The sequence below is a fragment of the Exiguobacterium aestuarii genome (genome assembly GCF_020171655.1).
GTDB lineage: Bacteria > Bacillota > Bacilli > Exiguobacteriales > Exiguobacteriaceae > Exiguobacterium > Exiguobacterium aestuarii_A.
Window position 1 is genome coordinate 1,260,942 of sequence record NZ_JAIVAC010000001.1, and the last position, 14,219, is coordinate 1,275,160.

13 protein-coding genes, 1 riboswitch and 1 other annotated feature are annotated in these 14,219 nt (G+C 48.6%); of the genes, 4 read left to right on the plus strand and 9 right to left on the minus strand.

The window, feature by feature from the left end:
- Window positions 1-174 precede the first annotated feature (174 nt).
- The 4 genes from LCM29_RS06660 to LCM29_RS06675 all read right to left on the minus strand — a co-directional run bounded on the left by LCM29_RS06660 (window position 175) and on the right by LCM29_RS06675 (window position 5,840).
- Complete coding sequence (locus tag LCM29_RS06660; protein WP_214693364.1) at window positions 175-687, minus strand: hypothetical protein; 513 nt, start codon at window positions 685-687, stop codon at window positions 175-177.
- Window positions 688-704: 17 nt separating this feature from the next.
- Window positions 705-1,832: a hypothetical protein gene (locus LCM29_RS06665; protein WP_224861593.1), complete on the minus strand. Its 1,128-nt coding sequence runs from the start codon at window positions 1,830-1,832 to the stop codon at window positions 705-707.
- 117 nt (window positions 1,833-1,949) lie between these two features.
- On the minus strand, window positions 1,950-4,352 hold the full coding sequence (leuS, locus tag LCM29_RS06670) for a leucine--tRNA ligase (protein WP_224861594.1): 2,403 nt from the start codon (window positions 4,350-4,352) through the stop codon (window positions 1,950-1,952).
- Window positions 4,353-4,394: 42 nt separating this feature from the next.
- Window positions 4,395-4,610: a binding site (T-box leader), on the minus strand.
- A gap of 39 nt (window positions 4,611-4,649) precedes the next feature.
- Complete coding sequence (locus LCM29_RS06675; RefSeq protein WP_224861596.1) at window positions 4,650-5,840, minus strand: MDR family MFS transporter; 1,191 nt, start codon at window positions 5,838-5,840, stop codon at window positions 4,650-4,652.
- A gap of 181 nt (window positions 5,841-6,021) precedes the next feature.
- Between LCM29_RS06675 and LCM29_RS06680 the strand changes: the two genes are divergently transcribed.
- Window positions 6,022-6,996, plus strand: a complete 975-nt coding sequence (locus tag LCM29_RS06680; RefSeq protein ID WP_224861598.1) for a TIGR01212 family radical SAM protein — start codon at window positions 6,022-6,024, stop codon at window positions 6,994-6,996.
- Entirely contained in the window at window positions 6,950-7,522 is a 573-nt protein-coding gene (locus LCM29_RS06685; RefSeq protein ID WP_224861600.1) for a class I SAM-dependent methyltransferase, read from the plus strand. Before LCM29_RS06680 ends, LCM29_RS06685 begins: the two co-directional genes overlap by 47 nt.
- 30 nt (window positions 7,523-7,552) lie before the next feature.
- Here LCM29_RS06685 and LCM29_RS06690 read toward each other — a convergent pair whose 3' ends face one another.
- Window positions 7,553-8,266 (minus strand): alpha/beta hydrolase, encoded by a 714-nt coding sequence (locus LCM29_RS06690; RefSeq protein ID WP_214820473.1) that lies wholly within the window; start codon window positions 8,264-8,266, stop codon window positions 7,553-7,555.
- Between the two features lie 88 nt (window positions 8,267-8,354).
- On the minus strand, window positions 8,355-8,825 hold the full coding sequence (locus LCM29_RS06695; RefSeq protein ID WP_214820475.1) for a GNAT family N-acetyltransferase: 471 nt from the start codon (window positions 8,823-8,825) through the stop codon (window positions 8,355-8,357).
- Window positions 8,826-8,989: 164 nt separating this feature from the next.
- Here LCM29_RS06695 and LCM29_RS06700 point away from each other — a divergent pair, with 164 nt between their 5' ends.
- On the plus strand, window positions 8,990-9,511 hold the full coding sequence (locus LCM29_RS06700; protein ID WP_224861602.1) for a hypothetical protein: 522 nt from the start codon (window positions 8,990-8,992) through the stop codon (window positions 9,509-9,511).
- Window positions 9,512-9,554: 43 nt separating this feature from the next.
- On the opposite strand, the gene metK is transcribed toward LCM29_RS06700, so the two are convergent.
- Window positions 9,555-10,763, minus strand: a complete 1,209-nt coding sequence (gene metK / locus LCM29_RS06705) for a methionine adenosyltransferase (RefSeq protein ID WP_214820486.1) — start codon at window positions 10,761-10,763, stop codon at window positions 9,555-9,557.
- Window positions 10,764-10,895: 132 nt separating this feature from the next.
- Window positions 10,896-11,015, minus strand: a riboswitch (SAM riboswitch).
- 322 nt (window positions 11,016-11,337) lie between these two features.
- On the opposite strand from metK, the gene pckA reads away from it, so the two are divergent.
- Window positions 11,338-12,909 carry a phosphoenolpyruvate carboxykinase (ATP) gene (pckA, locus tag LCM29_RS06710; protein WP_224861605.1) on the plus strand — a complete coding sequence of 524 codons (1,572 nt, stop codon included), beginning with the start codon at window positions 11,338-11,340 and terminating at the stop codon, window positions 12,907-12,909.
- A gap of 24 nt (window positions 12,910-12,933) precedes the next feature.
- Here the strand turns inward: pckA and LCM29_RS06715 are convergent, their stop codons facing one another.
- Together LCM29_RS06715 and ytkD are read right to left on the minus strand one after the other, a co-directional pair.
- The gene (locus LCM29_RS06715) at window positions 12,934-13,698 is read right to left on the minus strand and encodes an alpha/beta hydrolase family protein (RefSeq protein ID WP_224861607.1); all 765 of its coding nucleotides are present in this window, start codon (window positions 13,696-13,698) and stop codon (window positions 12,934-12,936) included.
- The gene (gene ytkD / locus LCM29_RS06720; RefSeq protein WP_074033492.1) at window positions 13,679-14,152 is read right to left on the minus strand and encodes an RNA deprotection pyrophosphohydrolase; all 474 of its coding nucleotides are present in this window, start codon (window positions 14,150-14,152) and stop codon (window positions 13,679-13,681) included. Before ytkD ends, LCM29_RS06715 begins: the two co-directional genes overlap by 20 nt.
- Window positions 14,153-14,219 lie beyond the last annotated feature (67 nt).

Consider the following 14,219-nt stretch of genomic DNA (forward strand, 5'->3'; position numbering starts at 1 on the left):
CTGAATGACCTCCATCTCAATGATTAATATTCATCGTTCGCTTACTTATGTTAAATTATACCATTAATTACTCTCATGACCTTCCTAATCTCATCTAATACCATGATGTCATTATGACCTTCACAACAAAAAACGACTCAAACCCTTTCTAATGAGGGCTCAAGCCGTTTGTGATTATTCTTTCCCTGCAATTTGACGACGCACTTCTTTTTCGAGCTCCGGCTCCGGAGGCATCCATCCTTCAGGTTTCATAACTTTGTTGTCCGACTCGCGTAAAATCGGTTTCCCGTCCGGTCCAAGCTTCGCCATATTGGCACGCTGGACGATTTCAAACAACGGAACGGGATCAAGTCCGAGTTCAACGAAACTGCCCATCACAAAATATAACGCATCCGTTAACGCATCCCCTTGACCAACGAGGCGTTCCACATCATCTGACGGTGGTGCGTCTTGTAATGATTTTTGGACCGCTTTTTGGAAGCCTTCTTGGAATTGCTCGATGGCCTGTAAGAACTCTTCTTCAGTCTGTGACGATTGGTGTAAAAATTCAACGACCGCTTCCTCTGCCGTCCAAACCGATCGTTTTGTCGCACGATCAAGTGTCAACGGTTGCGGAGATTTTGCTCCTGGATGTCCGAAAGTCTCGTGGAATTGTTTCACTTCTTCAAAAAAGTAACGTTTGCTCATCTGTTCTTCCCCCATTGTTAGTCCACGGAAACGAATGCATCCAAATCGAATACTTCCGGGTGGACGATTGCAAAGATTTCATTGTCTTGTAAAAACATGCCGGTCGAGTCATACACGCGAGGTGTCACCATCTGACCGTTGATGGTACCTTCTTCCGGGTTGACCGTATAGAGGACGAGCTCTTCCGAGTCGAGCACGTATATTCGGCCTTGTCGCTCGACAAGCCCAACGCCTTCGAATCGCTCAAACTTTTGCTGGATTGAGGCGCTCATCCCGTCAGCCGATAACGCTTGACGCGAATCGAGCATCCATTCCGTTTCCGGTTCTTTTTCCTCGACTGCCTCATCTGGCGTATCCTGTTCATTCTCAGGTGCCTCTTCTTCCGCAACGGCTGTGTCACTAGAGACACCGTCACTCGTCGAAACGTTTTCTGTTGTCGTTTCTTCTGTTGATTCTTCAGTGCCTTCAACATTATCATCAGATTCTGTCGATTCTTCTAACTCGTTTTCCGCAGGCGCTTCCGGTTCAATTTCACGCTCTTCGATATAGAGGAGCTCAAGGTCCGGCGTGTCTGCTAATCGATTCATCATGAACAGACGATTCGATTCTCGGTCATAGCCGAGACCAAAGATTCGGTCTTCCGATACGAGACCTTTGATTTGTTTTCGCGGTCGTTCGACCCAGCGTCCTTCTTCCCGCTCAATCGTGATGAGCGTCCCGTTTGCAGTCACCGCATATACGAGGTTCTCTTCGACCATCCGCATCCCGATAAAGTCATCGAGGCGCATCTGTCCCGTATTTTCGAGTTGAAACACTGAGTTGACGCGTGTGCCGTTCCCGCTCACTTCGAAAAATTCAGCCTGCTCGGTAAGCACGAGATAGGCCCCGATCGTATCGCTATAGTACACTTCATCGATCTGGTTGATTTGCTCGAGCGCATCGGTCGTATCAATATCTTCATCATCTTGCGCTGCCTCCACAGGTGGGAGGGATGCCGTTTGATGACTCGTTTGAATGTCGATTTTTTCAAATGTCGAGGCGACCTGTCGCTGAATCTCTTCATCAGAGAAGACAAAGACATAGCAAAGGATCACGCCGACCACGACAGCACATAGTGTCGTGTATAGCACATAAGAACGTTTCATGGACATGTCGTCCCCTTCTACTTCAGTATCGCCCTTTAGTGTATCAAAACCGACCGTAAAAGAAAATGACCTCACCAAAAAGAAAAGAATGTGCGACAATGTCACACATTCTTTCGATTATCCAACTACGATATTGACGAGTTTTCCAGGAACGACAATGACTTTACGAACCGTCTTGCCTTCTGTGAACTCTTGGACACGCTCGTTGCCGAGTGCCTCCGCTTCAAGCGCTTCTTTTGATGCGTCACGCGAAACGTGCATTTTCGCACGAAGTTTCCCGTTCACTTGGATGACGACTTCAATCGTGTCACTCACAAGTTTTGACTCATCGTACGTCGGCCAAGCCGCATACGTCAACTCTTCCGTCATGCCCATCTTCTCCCACAACTCTTCAGACAAGTGTGGAGCGACCGGTGAAAGCATCTTGATGAAGTCGACCATTTGCGATTTTGGCAACGTCTCTTGTTTGTTCGCTTCATTGACGAAGACCATCAATTGAGAGATTGCTGTGTTGAAGCGAAGTGCTTCATAGTCTTCAGTGACTTTTTTCACCGTCTGATGATACGTACGTTCAAAGTCGGCAGTCGGTGCCACGTCCGCAAAGTTCGTTTGATCGAACAAACGCCATACGCGGTCGAGGAAGCGACGTGCCCCGTCAAGACCATTCGTTGACCATGCGATTGCCGCGTCAAGCGGGCCCATGAACATTTCATAAAGACGGAGTGTATCCGCGCCGTGTGATTTCACGATATCATCTGGGTTGACGACGTTCCCACGAGATTTCGACATCTTCTCGTTGTTTTCACCGAGAATCATTCCTTGGTTGTACAATTTTTGGAACGGTTCGTTCGTCGGGACGACACCGATATCGTAAAGGACTTTATGCCAGAAACGTGCATAGAGCAAGTGAAGAACGGCATGTTCCGTACCACCGATATACAAGTCGACTGGAAGCCAACGCTTAAGTTTCTCAGGGTCCGCAATCATTTCTTCGTTATCTGGATCGATGTAACGGATGTAGTACCAGCAGCTACCTGCCCATTGTGGCATCGTGTTCGTCTCGCGACGACCTTTTTCCCCTGTGACAGGATCTGTGTACGTCAACCACTCTTCTGCGTTCGCAAGTGGCGACTCACCCGTACCAGACGGTTTGATTTCATCGATGATTGGAAGTTCGAGCGGAAGCTCTTCGACCGGTACCGTCTTCATCGTCCCGTCTTCCATATGGACGACCGGAATCGGCTCTCCCCAGTAACGTTGACGGCTGAACAACCAGTCACGAAGACGGTATGTCGTCTTCGCACGACCCGTACCCGCAGCTTCGAGTTCTTCAATGATCGTCTTGATTGCATCGGCTTTATTAAGACCGTTCAAGCTACCTGAGTTGACGTGCTCCCCGTCTTCGACATAAGCCGCCTCTTCCAAGTTTCCACCTTTGACGACTTCACGAATCGGGAGGTCGAACGTTTTTGCAAACTCATAATCACGCTCATCGTGTCCAGGAACGGCCATGACTGCACCTGTCCCGTATGTCGAGAGGACATAGTCTGCTGTCCAAATCGGAAGTTTCTCACCGTTTACCGGGTTGATCGCATAAGCGCCCGTGAAGACTCCTGTCTTCTCTTTAGCGAGGTCTGTACGCTCAAGGTCCGTCTTCTTCGAAACTTCCTCGATGTATGCTTCTACTGCCGTTGATTGTTCAGGCGTTGTGATCACTTTCGTAAACGGATGCTCTGGTGCGAGCGTCACATAGGTCGCTCCGTGAAGTGTGTCCGGACGTGTCGTGAAGACCGTGACAATCTTGTCGTGACCGTCGACTTTGAAGTCGACCTCGGCACCGACCGATTTCCCGATCCAGTTGCGTTGCATCTCTTTGACGCTCTCTGGCCAGTCGAGACCTTCCAAGTCTTCAAGCAAACGCTCCGCGTATTCTGTGATGCGAAGCACCCACTGTTTCATCGGGACACGGTATACCGGGTGATTCCCACGCTCTGACAAGCCGTCGATGACTTCTTCGTTCGCAAGGACCGTGCCAAGTGCAGGGCACCAGTTAACGGCAACTTCGTCGACGTATGCGAGGTCACGCTCGAACAATTGCGTGAAGATCCATTGTGTCCATTTATAGTATTTCGGGTCCGTCGTGCTGATTTCACGGGCCCAGTCATACGAGAAACCGAGTTCTTTCAACTGACGGCGGAACGTCTCGATGTTACGCGCTGTGAATTCGCGTGGGTCGTTCCCAGTGTCGAGCGCGTACTGCTCGGCAGGAAGACCGAACGCATCCCAGCCGATCGGGTGAAGGACGTTATATCCTTGCATCCGCTTCATACGGGCGATGATATCCGTCGCCGTGTAACCTTCCGGGTGACCAACGTGAAGGCCAGCACCTGATGGGTATGGGAACATATCAAGGATGTAGAAACAATCCTTCTCCGGGTCTTCTGTCGTTTTGAATGCGTCTTTCTCTTCCCAACGCTTTTGCCATTTCGGCTCGATTTCTTGATGTTTAAAATAGCTCAATATTCTTCCTCCTCTGCATAATAAAAAGCCTTCCGTCCCCGAAAATGGGACGAAAGGCTTGAAAGCTCTCCGCGGTACCACCCATGTTGCATTGCTGCCACTTGAGACGCCGATAACGAGGCGTAACCCCGGTTTTCCCTACTCGGTTCAGGAAAACAGCTCCAAGGCGAGTTCACGACCTCCATTTATCGATTCACACCAACCATCGACTCTCTATGAAACGGAACGTTCGCTACTAATCCTCTTCATCGCTTGCTATTCATCGTAGTCTATTTTAGCCCATTCTGAAATTCAACGTCAACTTGATTTTTCAGCGACGCGAATGTCTTTCATAATGACGAATAGAGTAAGGCCGAACGTAGCGAGCAGAAGAAGCATGCCGAAGACCGCAGTAATACCGAACATGTCATAGACAAATCCAGACAATGTAGGCCCAATCATCCGGCCGACTGATGCTGCGATATTGACGAGTCCCTGATATTGTCCTGCTTTACCAGGCGGTGCGAGTTTCGCCGCAATCGTCGGGACTGCTGGCCAGACGAACATTTCCCCGATTGTCATGACGACCATCGCGACCATGAACATGCCAAATCCGCCGGCGAACGGCACGATTAAAAAGGCACCGAGGAAAATCGAGGCTCCGATAATCAATTGGCGTTTCAAGTCGTCCTCAAACTGTCGCAAGACACGGTTGAGTAACGGCTGTGCGAATACGATCATCGCCCCGTTCACCGTCCATAGCAGTGAATATTGGCTGATTGTGACACCAAGGTCTTTCGAATGAACGGCGATCGTCCCTTGCCACTGAACGTACACGAACCAAAGCACGGCGTAACCGACGGCGACATACCACATCGACTTCATCGTTGCGCTCGAGAGCGTCGTGGCAGCTGCCTCTAACTGTGACTGAACGACAGGACGTGCCGGGTTTTTCAAATAGCGAAGTCCAAATAAAAGGACCACGACAAATAAGACCGACAAGAAGAAGTTTGCATAAAAAATCCACTCGATGTTCAAACGCGCGATTTGACCACTCATGGCCGTACCGAGTGCGACACCTACGTTTTGCGCAACGTAAATCGCGTTGAACGAACGGCGTCCACCTTCTGGCCAGATAAGTCCCGCAAACGCGTAAACGGTCGGAAAGACGAGTCCACCTGAGAACCCAATCATACCGAGCCACACCAAATAGCCGAAGAACGTGGCGTGGAACAGTAAAAATCCGAGTGAGCTCGCAAGCAACAAACCGACAGAAATCATGAGCGTCATCTTTCCACCGATTCGGTCGAATAATGTCCCTCCGATATAGTTTCCGACGATTGCGAGTGCGGAGTTCACAAGAAGTGCCACCCCAGCAAGTGTCATCGACTCACCTAAAAAATCATGAATATACAGTGTGTTAAATGGCCATAAAAAAGACGCCGCCGTTGTATTGAGCGCCATCGCAATGACTAGAATCCATACCGAAATTGGCATTTTATTGTTCACACCAAGTCCTCCTTTCATTCCTCTTTCACATCAAAAAAAATCGGCACAAATGGCCGAATCGACAAGATTTCCTTATCAAACCTAAACGAATGCCAAAGAAGTGTCAAGAAAAATTACTTATTATGAAGTTTTGTCATTTTTCATTTGTGATAGCATGAGCAAGGAAGGAGAGAGATGTTGAATGAATCCATTTGGTCAAAACCGATATCACACGTTGAACGAGGCGTATCGCCGAGAATATGGAGGAAAGGTGTTCAAGGTCCCGCTCGATGGCGGATTCACCTGTCCGAACCGTGACGGGCTCGTCTCAAAGGGAGGATGTACGTTCTGTTCAGACGACGGGAGTGGTGACTTTGCAGGAAATGCTTGCGATCCGATTCCCGTTCAATTTGCCGAAGTAAAGGCTCGTCTTCACCGAAAGTGGAAGAACGCCAACTACATCGCTTATTTCCAAGCATTCAGTAACACGTACGCGCCGGTCGAACGGTTACGTGAGTTGTACGAACCTGCACTTCAAGAAGAAGGCGTCGTCGGTCTCTCGATTGCGACACGTCCGGACTGCTTGCCAGACGATGTCGTCGCCTATTTGGCAGAATTGAATGAACGTACGTCGCTTTGGGTGGAGCTCGGCCTTCAGACCATCCATGACACGACGGCGAAAAAAATCAATCGTGGACATGACTACGAGACATTTTTGAGCGGTCTTGCAAAACTTCGACGCCACAACATCCGTGTCTGTGTTCATATCATCAACGGTTTACCCGGTGAGACACTTGAGATGATGCTCGACACAGCCCGAGAAGTTGCTAAAATGGACATACAAGGAATCAAGATCCATTTACTTCACGTCTTGAAGCATACACCGCTCGCCCGTCAATACGAAAAAGGCCTACTCGACTTGATGGAGGAAGATGACTATGTCTCCCTCGTCTGCGATCAGCTCGAATGTATACCTCCCGAGGTCATCGTCCATCGTTTGACAGGAGACGGCCCACCTGACTTATTGATTGGTCCGTTTTGGAGCCGTCACAAGATGCAGGTGTTAAACAAGATCCGTGCAGAATTGGAACGACGAGATTCTTTCCAAGGAAAAAAGAAGGATGAGATGTATGGGATTAATGAGAGTACTACCTTTTGCAAAACAATTACTACATGACCACCTTGAAGAAGGTCATGTCGCCGTCGACATGACCGCCGGAAACGGACACGATACGCTGTTTTTGGCGAATGCAGTGGGCGAAACGGGTCATGTGTATGCATTTGATATCCAGTCAGAAGCGGTCGCGTCCACACGCGCACGTATACAGGAAGCCGGTCTCGATGAACGGGTATCCGTCATTCATGACAGTCACGACACGGTTCAAGCGGTCGTCGCGAACGAGACGCGCCCCATCTCCGCTGCCGTCTTCAATTTAGGTTATTTACCAGGAAGCGATAAATCAATCACGACTCACGGGAATACGACGATTGCCGCGTTATCTCAATTATTAGAGGTCATGACCGTCGGCGGCGTCATCGTCATCGTCATTTATCACGGGCATGAGAGCGGAAAAGTCGAACGGGATGAAGTGCTTCAATACGTGGAGTCGCTTGACCAAAAACAGGCCGGCGTCCTCCGCTACGGTTTCATCAACCAAATCAATCATCCCCCATTCATCGTGGCGATTGAAAAACGCGCATAAGAAAAGGCGGCTCATTCGAGTCGCCTTCTGTCATTCTTGAATCAATTCATAAAACGTCATCAATGTCTCCGCAAACTTGGTGTTCAAACGTTCATATCCAAAATGCGGGAATCCTTCCAACCGACGGATGTACACTTGATCCCCACCAATCTTCCGGCAGACGTTTAACGTCAACTTCACGTCCGCAAATTGATCGTCTGGTGCATAGAAACAAGCAAGCGGAAGTCGTGGTAAGTGCTTCTTCTCTTCTTGATGTTCCACGATTTCTTCTTCAATCTCTCGATATTGCGCATACGTGATCTCACCGAAGCGTGACGATTCCTCGCCTCCACCAGTGAATGTCATCATCCCGAGCGGTAGGTCTGGGCGGAAACGGTCGACAGCACTCGCGACGACTTGTTTCAATCCGCCCATTTGACGAGTGGCATGCCAATCAAATAAAGGAGAGATATACGTCAAACTCCCAAGCGGCACATCATACTCTTGCAAGAGTCGGTTCGTGAAAAGTGCCCCGAGACTGAATGCAACGACGTGGATTGGTAGTTTGTATTCCCCTGCCTCACGCAACGCTCGCTTGATGAGCTGTTTATGGTCATCTGCCGTCAATCCGACCGATTGGTCACGGACGACAATTACCTCGTACTCGTCTTGGAGTCGGCGAATAAAGTTCTCACTAATCCGAGACGTGAACTGTAGCGGGTACACGATGACGATGACCCCTTTTCGTGCTTCTTCATATGTCATGCTGCCGTCACCTCATTTATAGACTATGTGTATTGTATCAAAAAAACATCAGCCGCAACTGATGTTTGAAGAAAATCCGTCTGGAGGCTTAGCTCGGATGATATCGTAAATGAATGAGTTCCATCGGTTGGTCGTATACCTCTTCTTGGATCCGATTCACTTCTTTAAACGATTGATGCAAAAGGAAGGCAATCGCTTGGTCATTTGAATTTTCAACGTACACTTCCATCGGTTGTGTTTTTTTCGATTGGAGATAGTTTAAAAAGGCTGCCCCATATCCGTTCCGGTGATAATCAGGGTGAAGATAAAGACGAAGCATCTCCCACATGTCACCGCGATCGATGGCATGACAAAATCCGATGACATCTTCTTCGAACTCGCCGACGATAAAATATTGCTCTCGTGCTTCTTCACTCGAATTGATCGCTCGAACAATCTCTTCTTGTCGATAAGCGCGCTCCATTGCTTTCAAACGATTCAAATCATCCTCTGAAATCGTCGCAAGTGCAATCGTTCGAATTAATGCTGCATCTTCTGGAACTGCTTCCCTCATGTTCATGACAGCTTCCCCCTTTTGGCCAATCTATTTGTATCATTCCCTATCGTCACGTTTTTATCCTGCCATTCGTTTCTTTTTCATGACGATTCATAAGAAAACGTTATGTCCGCAATCGACTAGGGTATAACACTAGCAATGCCAATCACATGAAGGAGTGGAACAACATGGAACCAAAATTAGAGCATGACCCGAAAGTCGAACAAACAGAGAATCCGAACCGTCAATTTGACCAAATGGATGCAGGAGGTCCAAAAATCAGCGTTGTGACCGGGATGTTACTCGGTGCCCTCGTCGGTGGTCTCCTCGCCTTACTTAGCTCTTCGAATCGGGAGCAGACGAAACAATCGCTTACGAATGCAAAATCTTCGGTCGGAGGCATCGTGAATGAGGTCAAACAAGATCCAGCCGGTAAGGCATCTCAAGTCATTGAACAAGTGAAGACCGCTTCTGGCAAGATTCAGGAAGTGACTACAGACGTTCAAAACGTATATGAAAAAGTGGTCGGAGAAGTCGATACGGTCAAAGAAGACGTCAATAAAATCGTCGAGACGGCCCAAGAAGCCAAATCAGATTTACAAGACATCGGTGAAAAAGTCGTCGAAGCGAAGGATACGGCGCTTGGACAAGAAACCACTTCAACTGATTCGTCATCGAATGATCATAAACAGACACCTCCAACGACTTGAACCTAAAAAAACGACCTTTCCGCGGAAAGGTCGTTTTTGTTGATTACGCGAAACGCTTCGCGCCTTCTTCAAGAACTGCTGCTTTATCTGTTTGCTCCCATGGGAGTTCGATATCTGTACGACCGAAGTGACCGTAAGCTGCTGTTTGCTTGTAGATTGGACGGCGAAGGTCAAGCATCTTGATGATGCCTGCTGGACGGAGGTCGAAGTTCTCACGAACGAGTTCAACGAGCTCTGTTTCGCTCAATTTACCAGTGCCGAACGTATCGACAGCGATTGATACTGGATGTGCTACCCCAATCGCGTAAGCGAGTTGAACTTCTGCTTTATCCGCAAGTCCTGCTGCAACGATGTTTTTCGCTACATAACGAGCTGCGTATGCTGCCGAACGGTCAACTTTTGTAGGATCTTTACCAGAGAATGCGCCACCGCCGTGACGTGCGTATCCACCGTACGTATCGACGATGATTTTACGTCCTGTAAGACCTGCATCTCCTTGTGGTCCACCGATTACGAAGCGACCAGTCGGGTTGATGAAGTATTTTGTTTCAGCATCGATGAGTTCAGCCGGGATGACTGCTTCGATGACATACTTTTTCAAGTCTTCTTGAATTTGCTCGAGTGTGATCTCTTCTGCGTGTTGTGTCGAGATAACAATCGTGTCGATACGAACAGGGTTGTTGTCCTCATCGTACTCAACCGTTACTTGCGTCTTACCATCCGGACGGAGGTAATCAAGCATACCGTTCTTACGAACTTCAGCAAGACGACGTGACAATTTGTGCGCCAATGAGATTGGAAGCGGCATGAGTTCAGGTGTCTCGTTTGTCGCGTATCCGAACATGAGACCTTGGTCACCTGCTCCGATTGCATCGAGTTCCTCTTCAGTCATCTGACCTTCACGTGCTTCGAGAGCTTGGTCAACACCTTGCGCGATGTCTACTGATTGCTCGTCAATCGACGTCAAGACAGCACATGTTTCTGCATCGAAACCATATTTCGCACGTGTGTATCCGATTTCACGAATTGTTTCACGGACAACTTTCGGGATATCCACGTAAGTTGACGTTGTGATTTCACCAGCTACGAGTACAAGACCCGTTGTGACAGACGTTTCTGCCGCAACACGGGCATTCGGGTCTTCCGCTAAAATGGCATCCAAAATCGAGTCAGAGATCTGATCACAAATTTTATCTGGATGTCCTTCAGTAACCGACTCTGAAGTAAAAAGTCGACGGTTCAATTTTGACATTCAAAAAACCTCCTATAATAAGGGTGATATGTGGACGGTACTCGTTCCCCTTACGCGTTGCTTTGGGACGGTAATGAAAAAAACCTCCCCCGATGACATACATGGGGAAAGGTTGAATCGTTCTTCCTTACCCTCTTATCGTTCGAAGCTAATGGCTTCGCTTCAGGATAGCACCTTTTCCGCACAAGACTTCATGTCGGACGGTTGCTGGGCTTCGTAGGGCCTTGTTCCCTCCACCGCTCAGAATAAGAGTATCCGTTACGAAAACCATCATATAAATGACGCTCGATTATGTCAAGGGAATCGAACGAATTCGTTAAAGTTTTCACTGACTTGCAAAACATTTCTGTTTGTGAATCGTCAAACATTTTTTTAATTCGTTTCTGTTTTTTAACACCTTGTGATAAGAGAATGTGATAAACTGTCTTTGTAAGAAAGCGCTTACTTAGAGAGAAGAAACGCTTGTGTTTAATTAGTGTGTCACATATAATTAAAAATGTCATACTGATTAATCGTAATCGCGGAAGTATGCGGATTTCATCCACATCTATTTAGGGGAAAGGTGGGATTCAGGATGGCGACAACGCTCCTGAAAATCGAAGAATTAATTAATGGTGCCGACATGAAACGGAACTTGACGGTTCCAGAACTGGTGGAAGAAGCCATCCAAAATGGTGAAGGTGTACTGACAAAAGACGGGGCTTTATCTGTCAGCACGGGTGCTTTTACCGGACGGTCACCGAAAGACAAATTCGTCGTACAAGATGAAGTCAGCAACAACCTTGTCGATTGGGGAAAAGTGAACCAACCGATCGCGGAAGAGAAGTTTTCAGCACTTCTCGACAAAGTACTCAACCATTTAGAAAAGAAAGACAAACTTTATTACCTCGAAGCGTCTGCTGGTGCCGATGAGCACTATACGTTACCGGTCCGTGCCATCACGGAATATGCATGGCATAGTCTGTTCGCAAAACAGCTATTTTTACGCGAATGGCCAACGAAAGGTGCGTTCGATCCGTTCACTGTGATCTATGCACCGAGTTATAAAGCAGATCCTGCAGTGGATGGCACGAACTCAGAGACGTTCATTCTCGTTTCATTCGCCAAGCGCACAATTCTGATCGGGGGAACAGAATACGGTGGCGAAATTAAAAAATCAATCTTCTCCGTCATGAACTTCTTGCTACCTGAACAAAACGTCTTATCGATGCACTGTTCGGCAAACGTCAACGATGCAAACGAAACGGCACTCTTCTTCGGGTTGTCGGGAACTGGGAAGACGACACTTTCAGCTGATCCAGAGCGCCACTTAATCGGAGACGATGAGCATGGATGGTCACCGGATGGGGTCTTCAACATTGAAGGCGGTTGCTACGCGAAGACAATCAACCTGTCGCGTGAGAACGAACCACAAATCTATGATGCGATTCGCTTCGGTTCATTGATTGAAAACGTCGTATTGAATGAAGATCGTACGCCGGACTACAAGAACATCTCCTTGACTGAGAATACGCGTGCGGCATATCCAATCGAATTCATCGACAACGCGATGCTCCCATCACGTGCCGGTCATCCAAATACGATCGTCTTCTTGACGGCCGATGCGTATGGTGTCTTGCCACCAATCAGCAAATTGACGAAAGAACAGGCGATGTATCACTTCTTGTCTGGTTATACGTCTAAGCTTGCCGGTACGGAGCGAGGAGTCACAGAACCACAAGCTACGTTCTCGACTTGCTTCGGTTCACCGTTCCTTCCGCTCGCTCCAGAGCGTTATGCGGATATGCTCGGTAAATTGATTGAAGAACACGATGTGGATGTCTACCTCGTCAACACGGGCTGGACAGGTGGAGCATACGGCGAAGGTTCGCGTATGAAACTCGCCTATACGCGTGCGATGGTCAATGCCGCCGTCAACGGTCAGCTTCGTGATGTGGAGACGATGAAACATGACATCTTCAATGTCGAGATTCCTGTAGCCATCGATGGTGTACCGAGTGACGTGCTCAATCCGCGAGATACGTGGAGCGACCCAGCTCGTTATGATGTAGAGGCAAAAGCACTCGCCATGAAATTCAAAGAAAATTTCAATCGCTTCACGAAAGCAAGTGAGTCCGTCATCGCAGCCGGACCACTCGTCATCTAACACAAAAGCACTGACTCGATTTTTTTATCGAGTCAGTGCTTTTTCTTGTCGCAACATCCAATCCATCGCTTGTTCGGTCGTCTCCCATTTATCCCAAAACGGGAGCTGGTGACCGAACGGGAGCACCCAAAACTCTGCCTGTTCTCCTAATTTCTCAGCGACGGCTGTCGCATGACGTAAGCGAACTTGTTCATCGTCCGTACCGTGGATGAGCAGTGTCGGGGCGACCCATTCCTTGTAAAGCGGTGAACGGTCGACATACGCAGATTCTGCGGATTCGGGGTCCCCACCCGTCATCCGACGTAACATCTTCCGCATCGAACGCTGTTCTTCATACGTCCACTCGAGATTTGTCACGCCAGCCCATGAAGTAACCGTCGTGACCGGTCGTTCAGAAGCGAGGGAGAGGGCCATCATGCCTCCTCTTGAAAAGCCGAGAACGTGGACCGGTCGCCCGCTCATGTAGACACGGTCGAATAGCGAGAGCACGTCCTCTAAGTCTTCCCCTCCAAAATCTTCTTTTCCCGTCCCACCGTGGTTGCCGCGATAGACCGGGGCGACGACGTGAAAGCCCCGCGATGCAAATTGCATGAGACGTGGTAAACGGACATCCCCGATTCGAGCCGTTCCTCCCCGTAAGTACATCAACACTTGGCCATTTGAACGTTTCGGCTCAATCGAATACGCCACGACCTCTTCCCCATCTGTCGTCGTGTACCATCCTCGTGTCACTCGGTAACCCGCATAAGGTGGTAACACATCGATTCGGTCAAACCAGTTTTTGATCATAAAGAACCCTCATCGTTTCTGGTAGGACACGGTCTTTCATCATGAAGCTGTAGCGTGGATTGCGCAATAAGTTATCCGGCAAGGCATCGATCAGGACAGCCCCATCTGTCTCGTCAATGGCAGGATGATCCTCGAATCGCTCAATCTCCGCATAATAAATGTTTTTGATGACCGTATCACCTCTACCTAACACACGGTACTGTCCCAAATAGCGCAACGTTTTGACGACGCCACCGGTCTCTTCATATACTTCCCGGATGGCGGCATCGTCCTCGTGTTCTCCTGGCTCGACTTTCCCACCTGGAAACTCGAGTCCGCGCTGTTTATGCTTCGTCAATACCCACTTGTCTTCATATCGGGCGACGACCCAGACGTGGAGCGGCGTGTCTGAGAACGGATAATGGGTGAAGCTTAACTCGACTTGATTATGATAGTAATCCTTGAATGTCTTCATAGTCCATCCCTTTCTTTCCCCTGTCTACTCTCACTTTACCTTGTCTTCACCCAGTTTCAAACAAAAA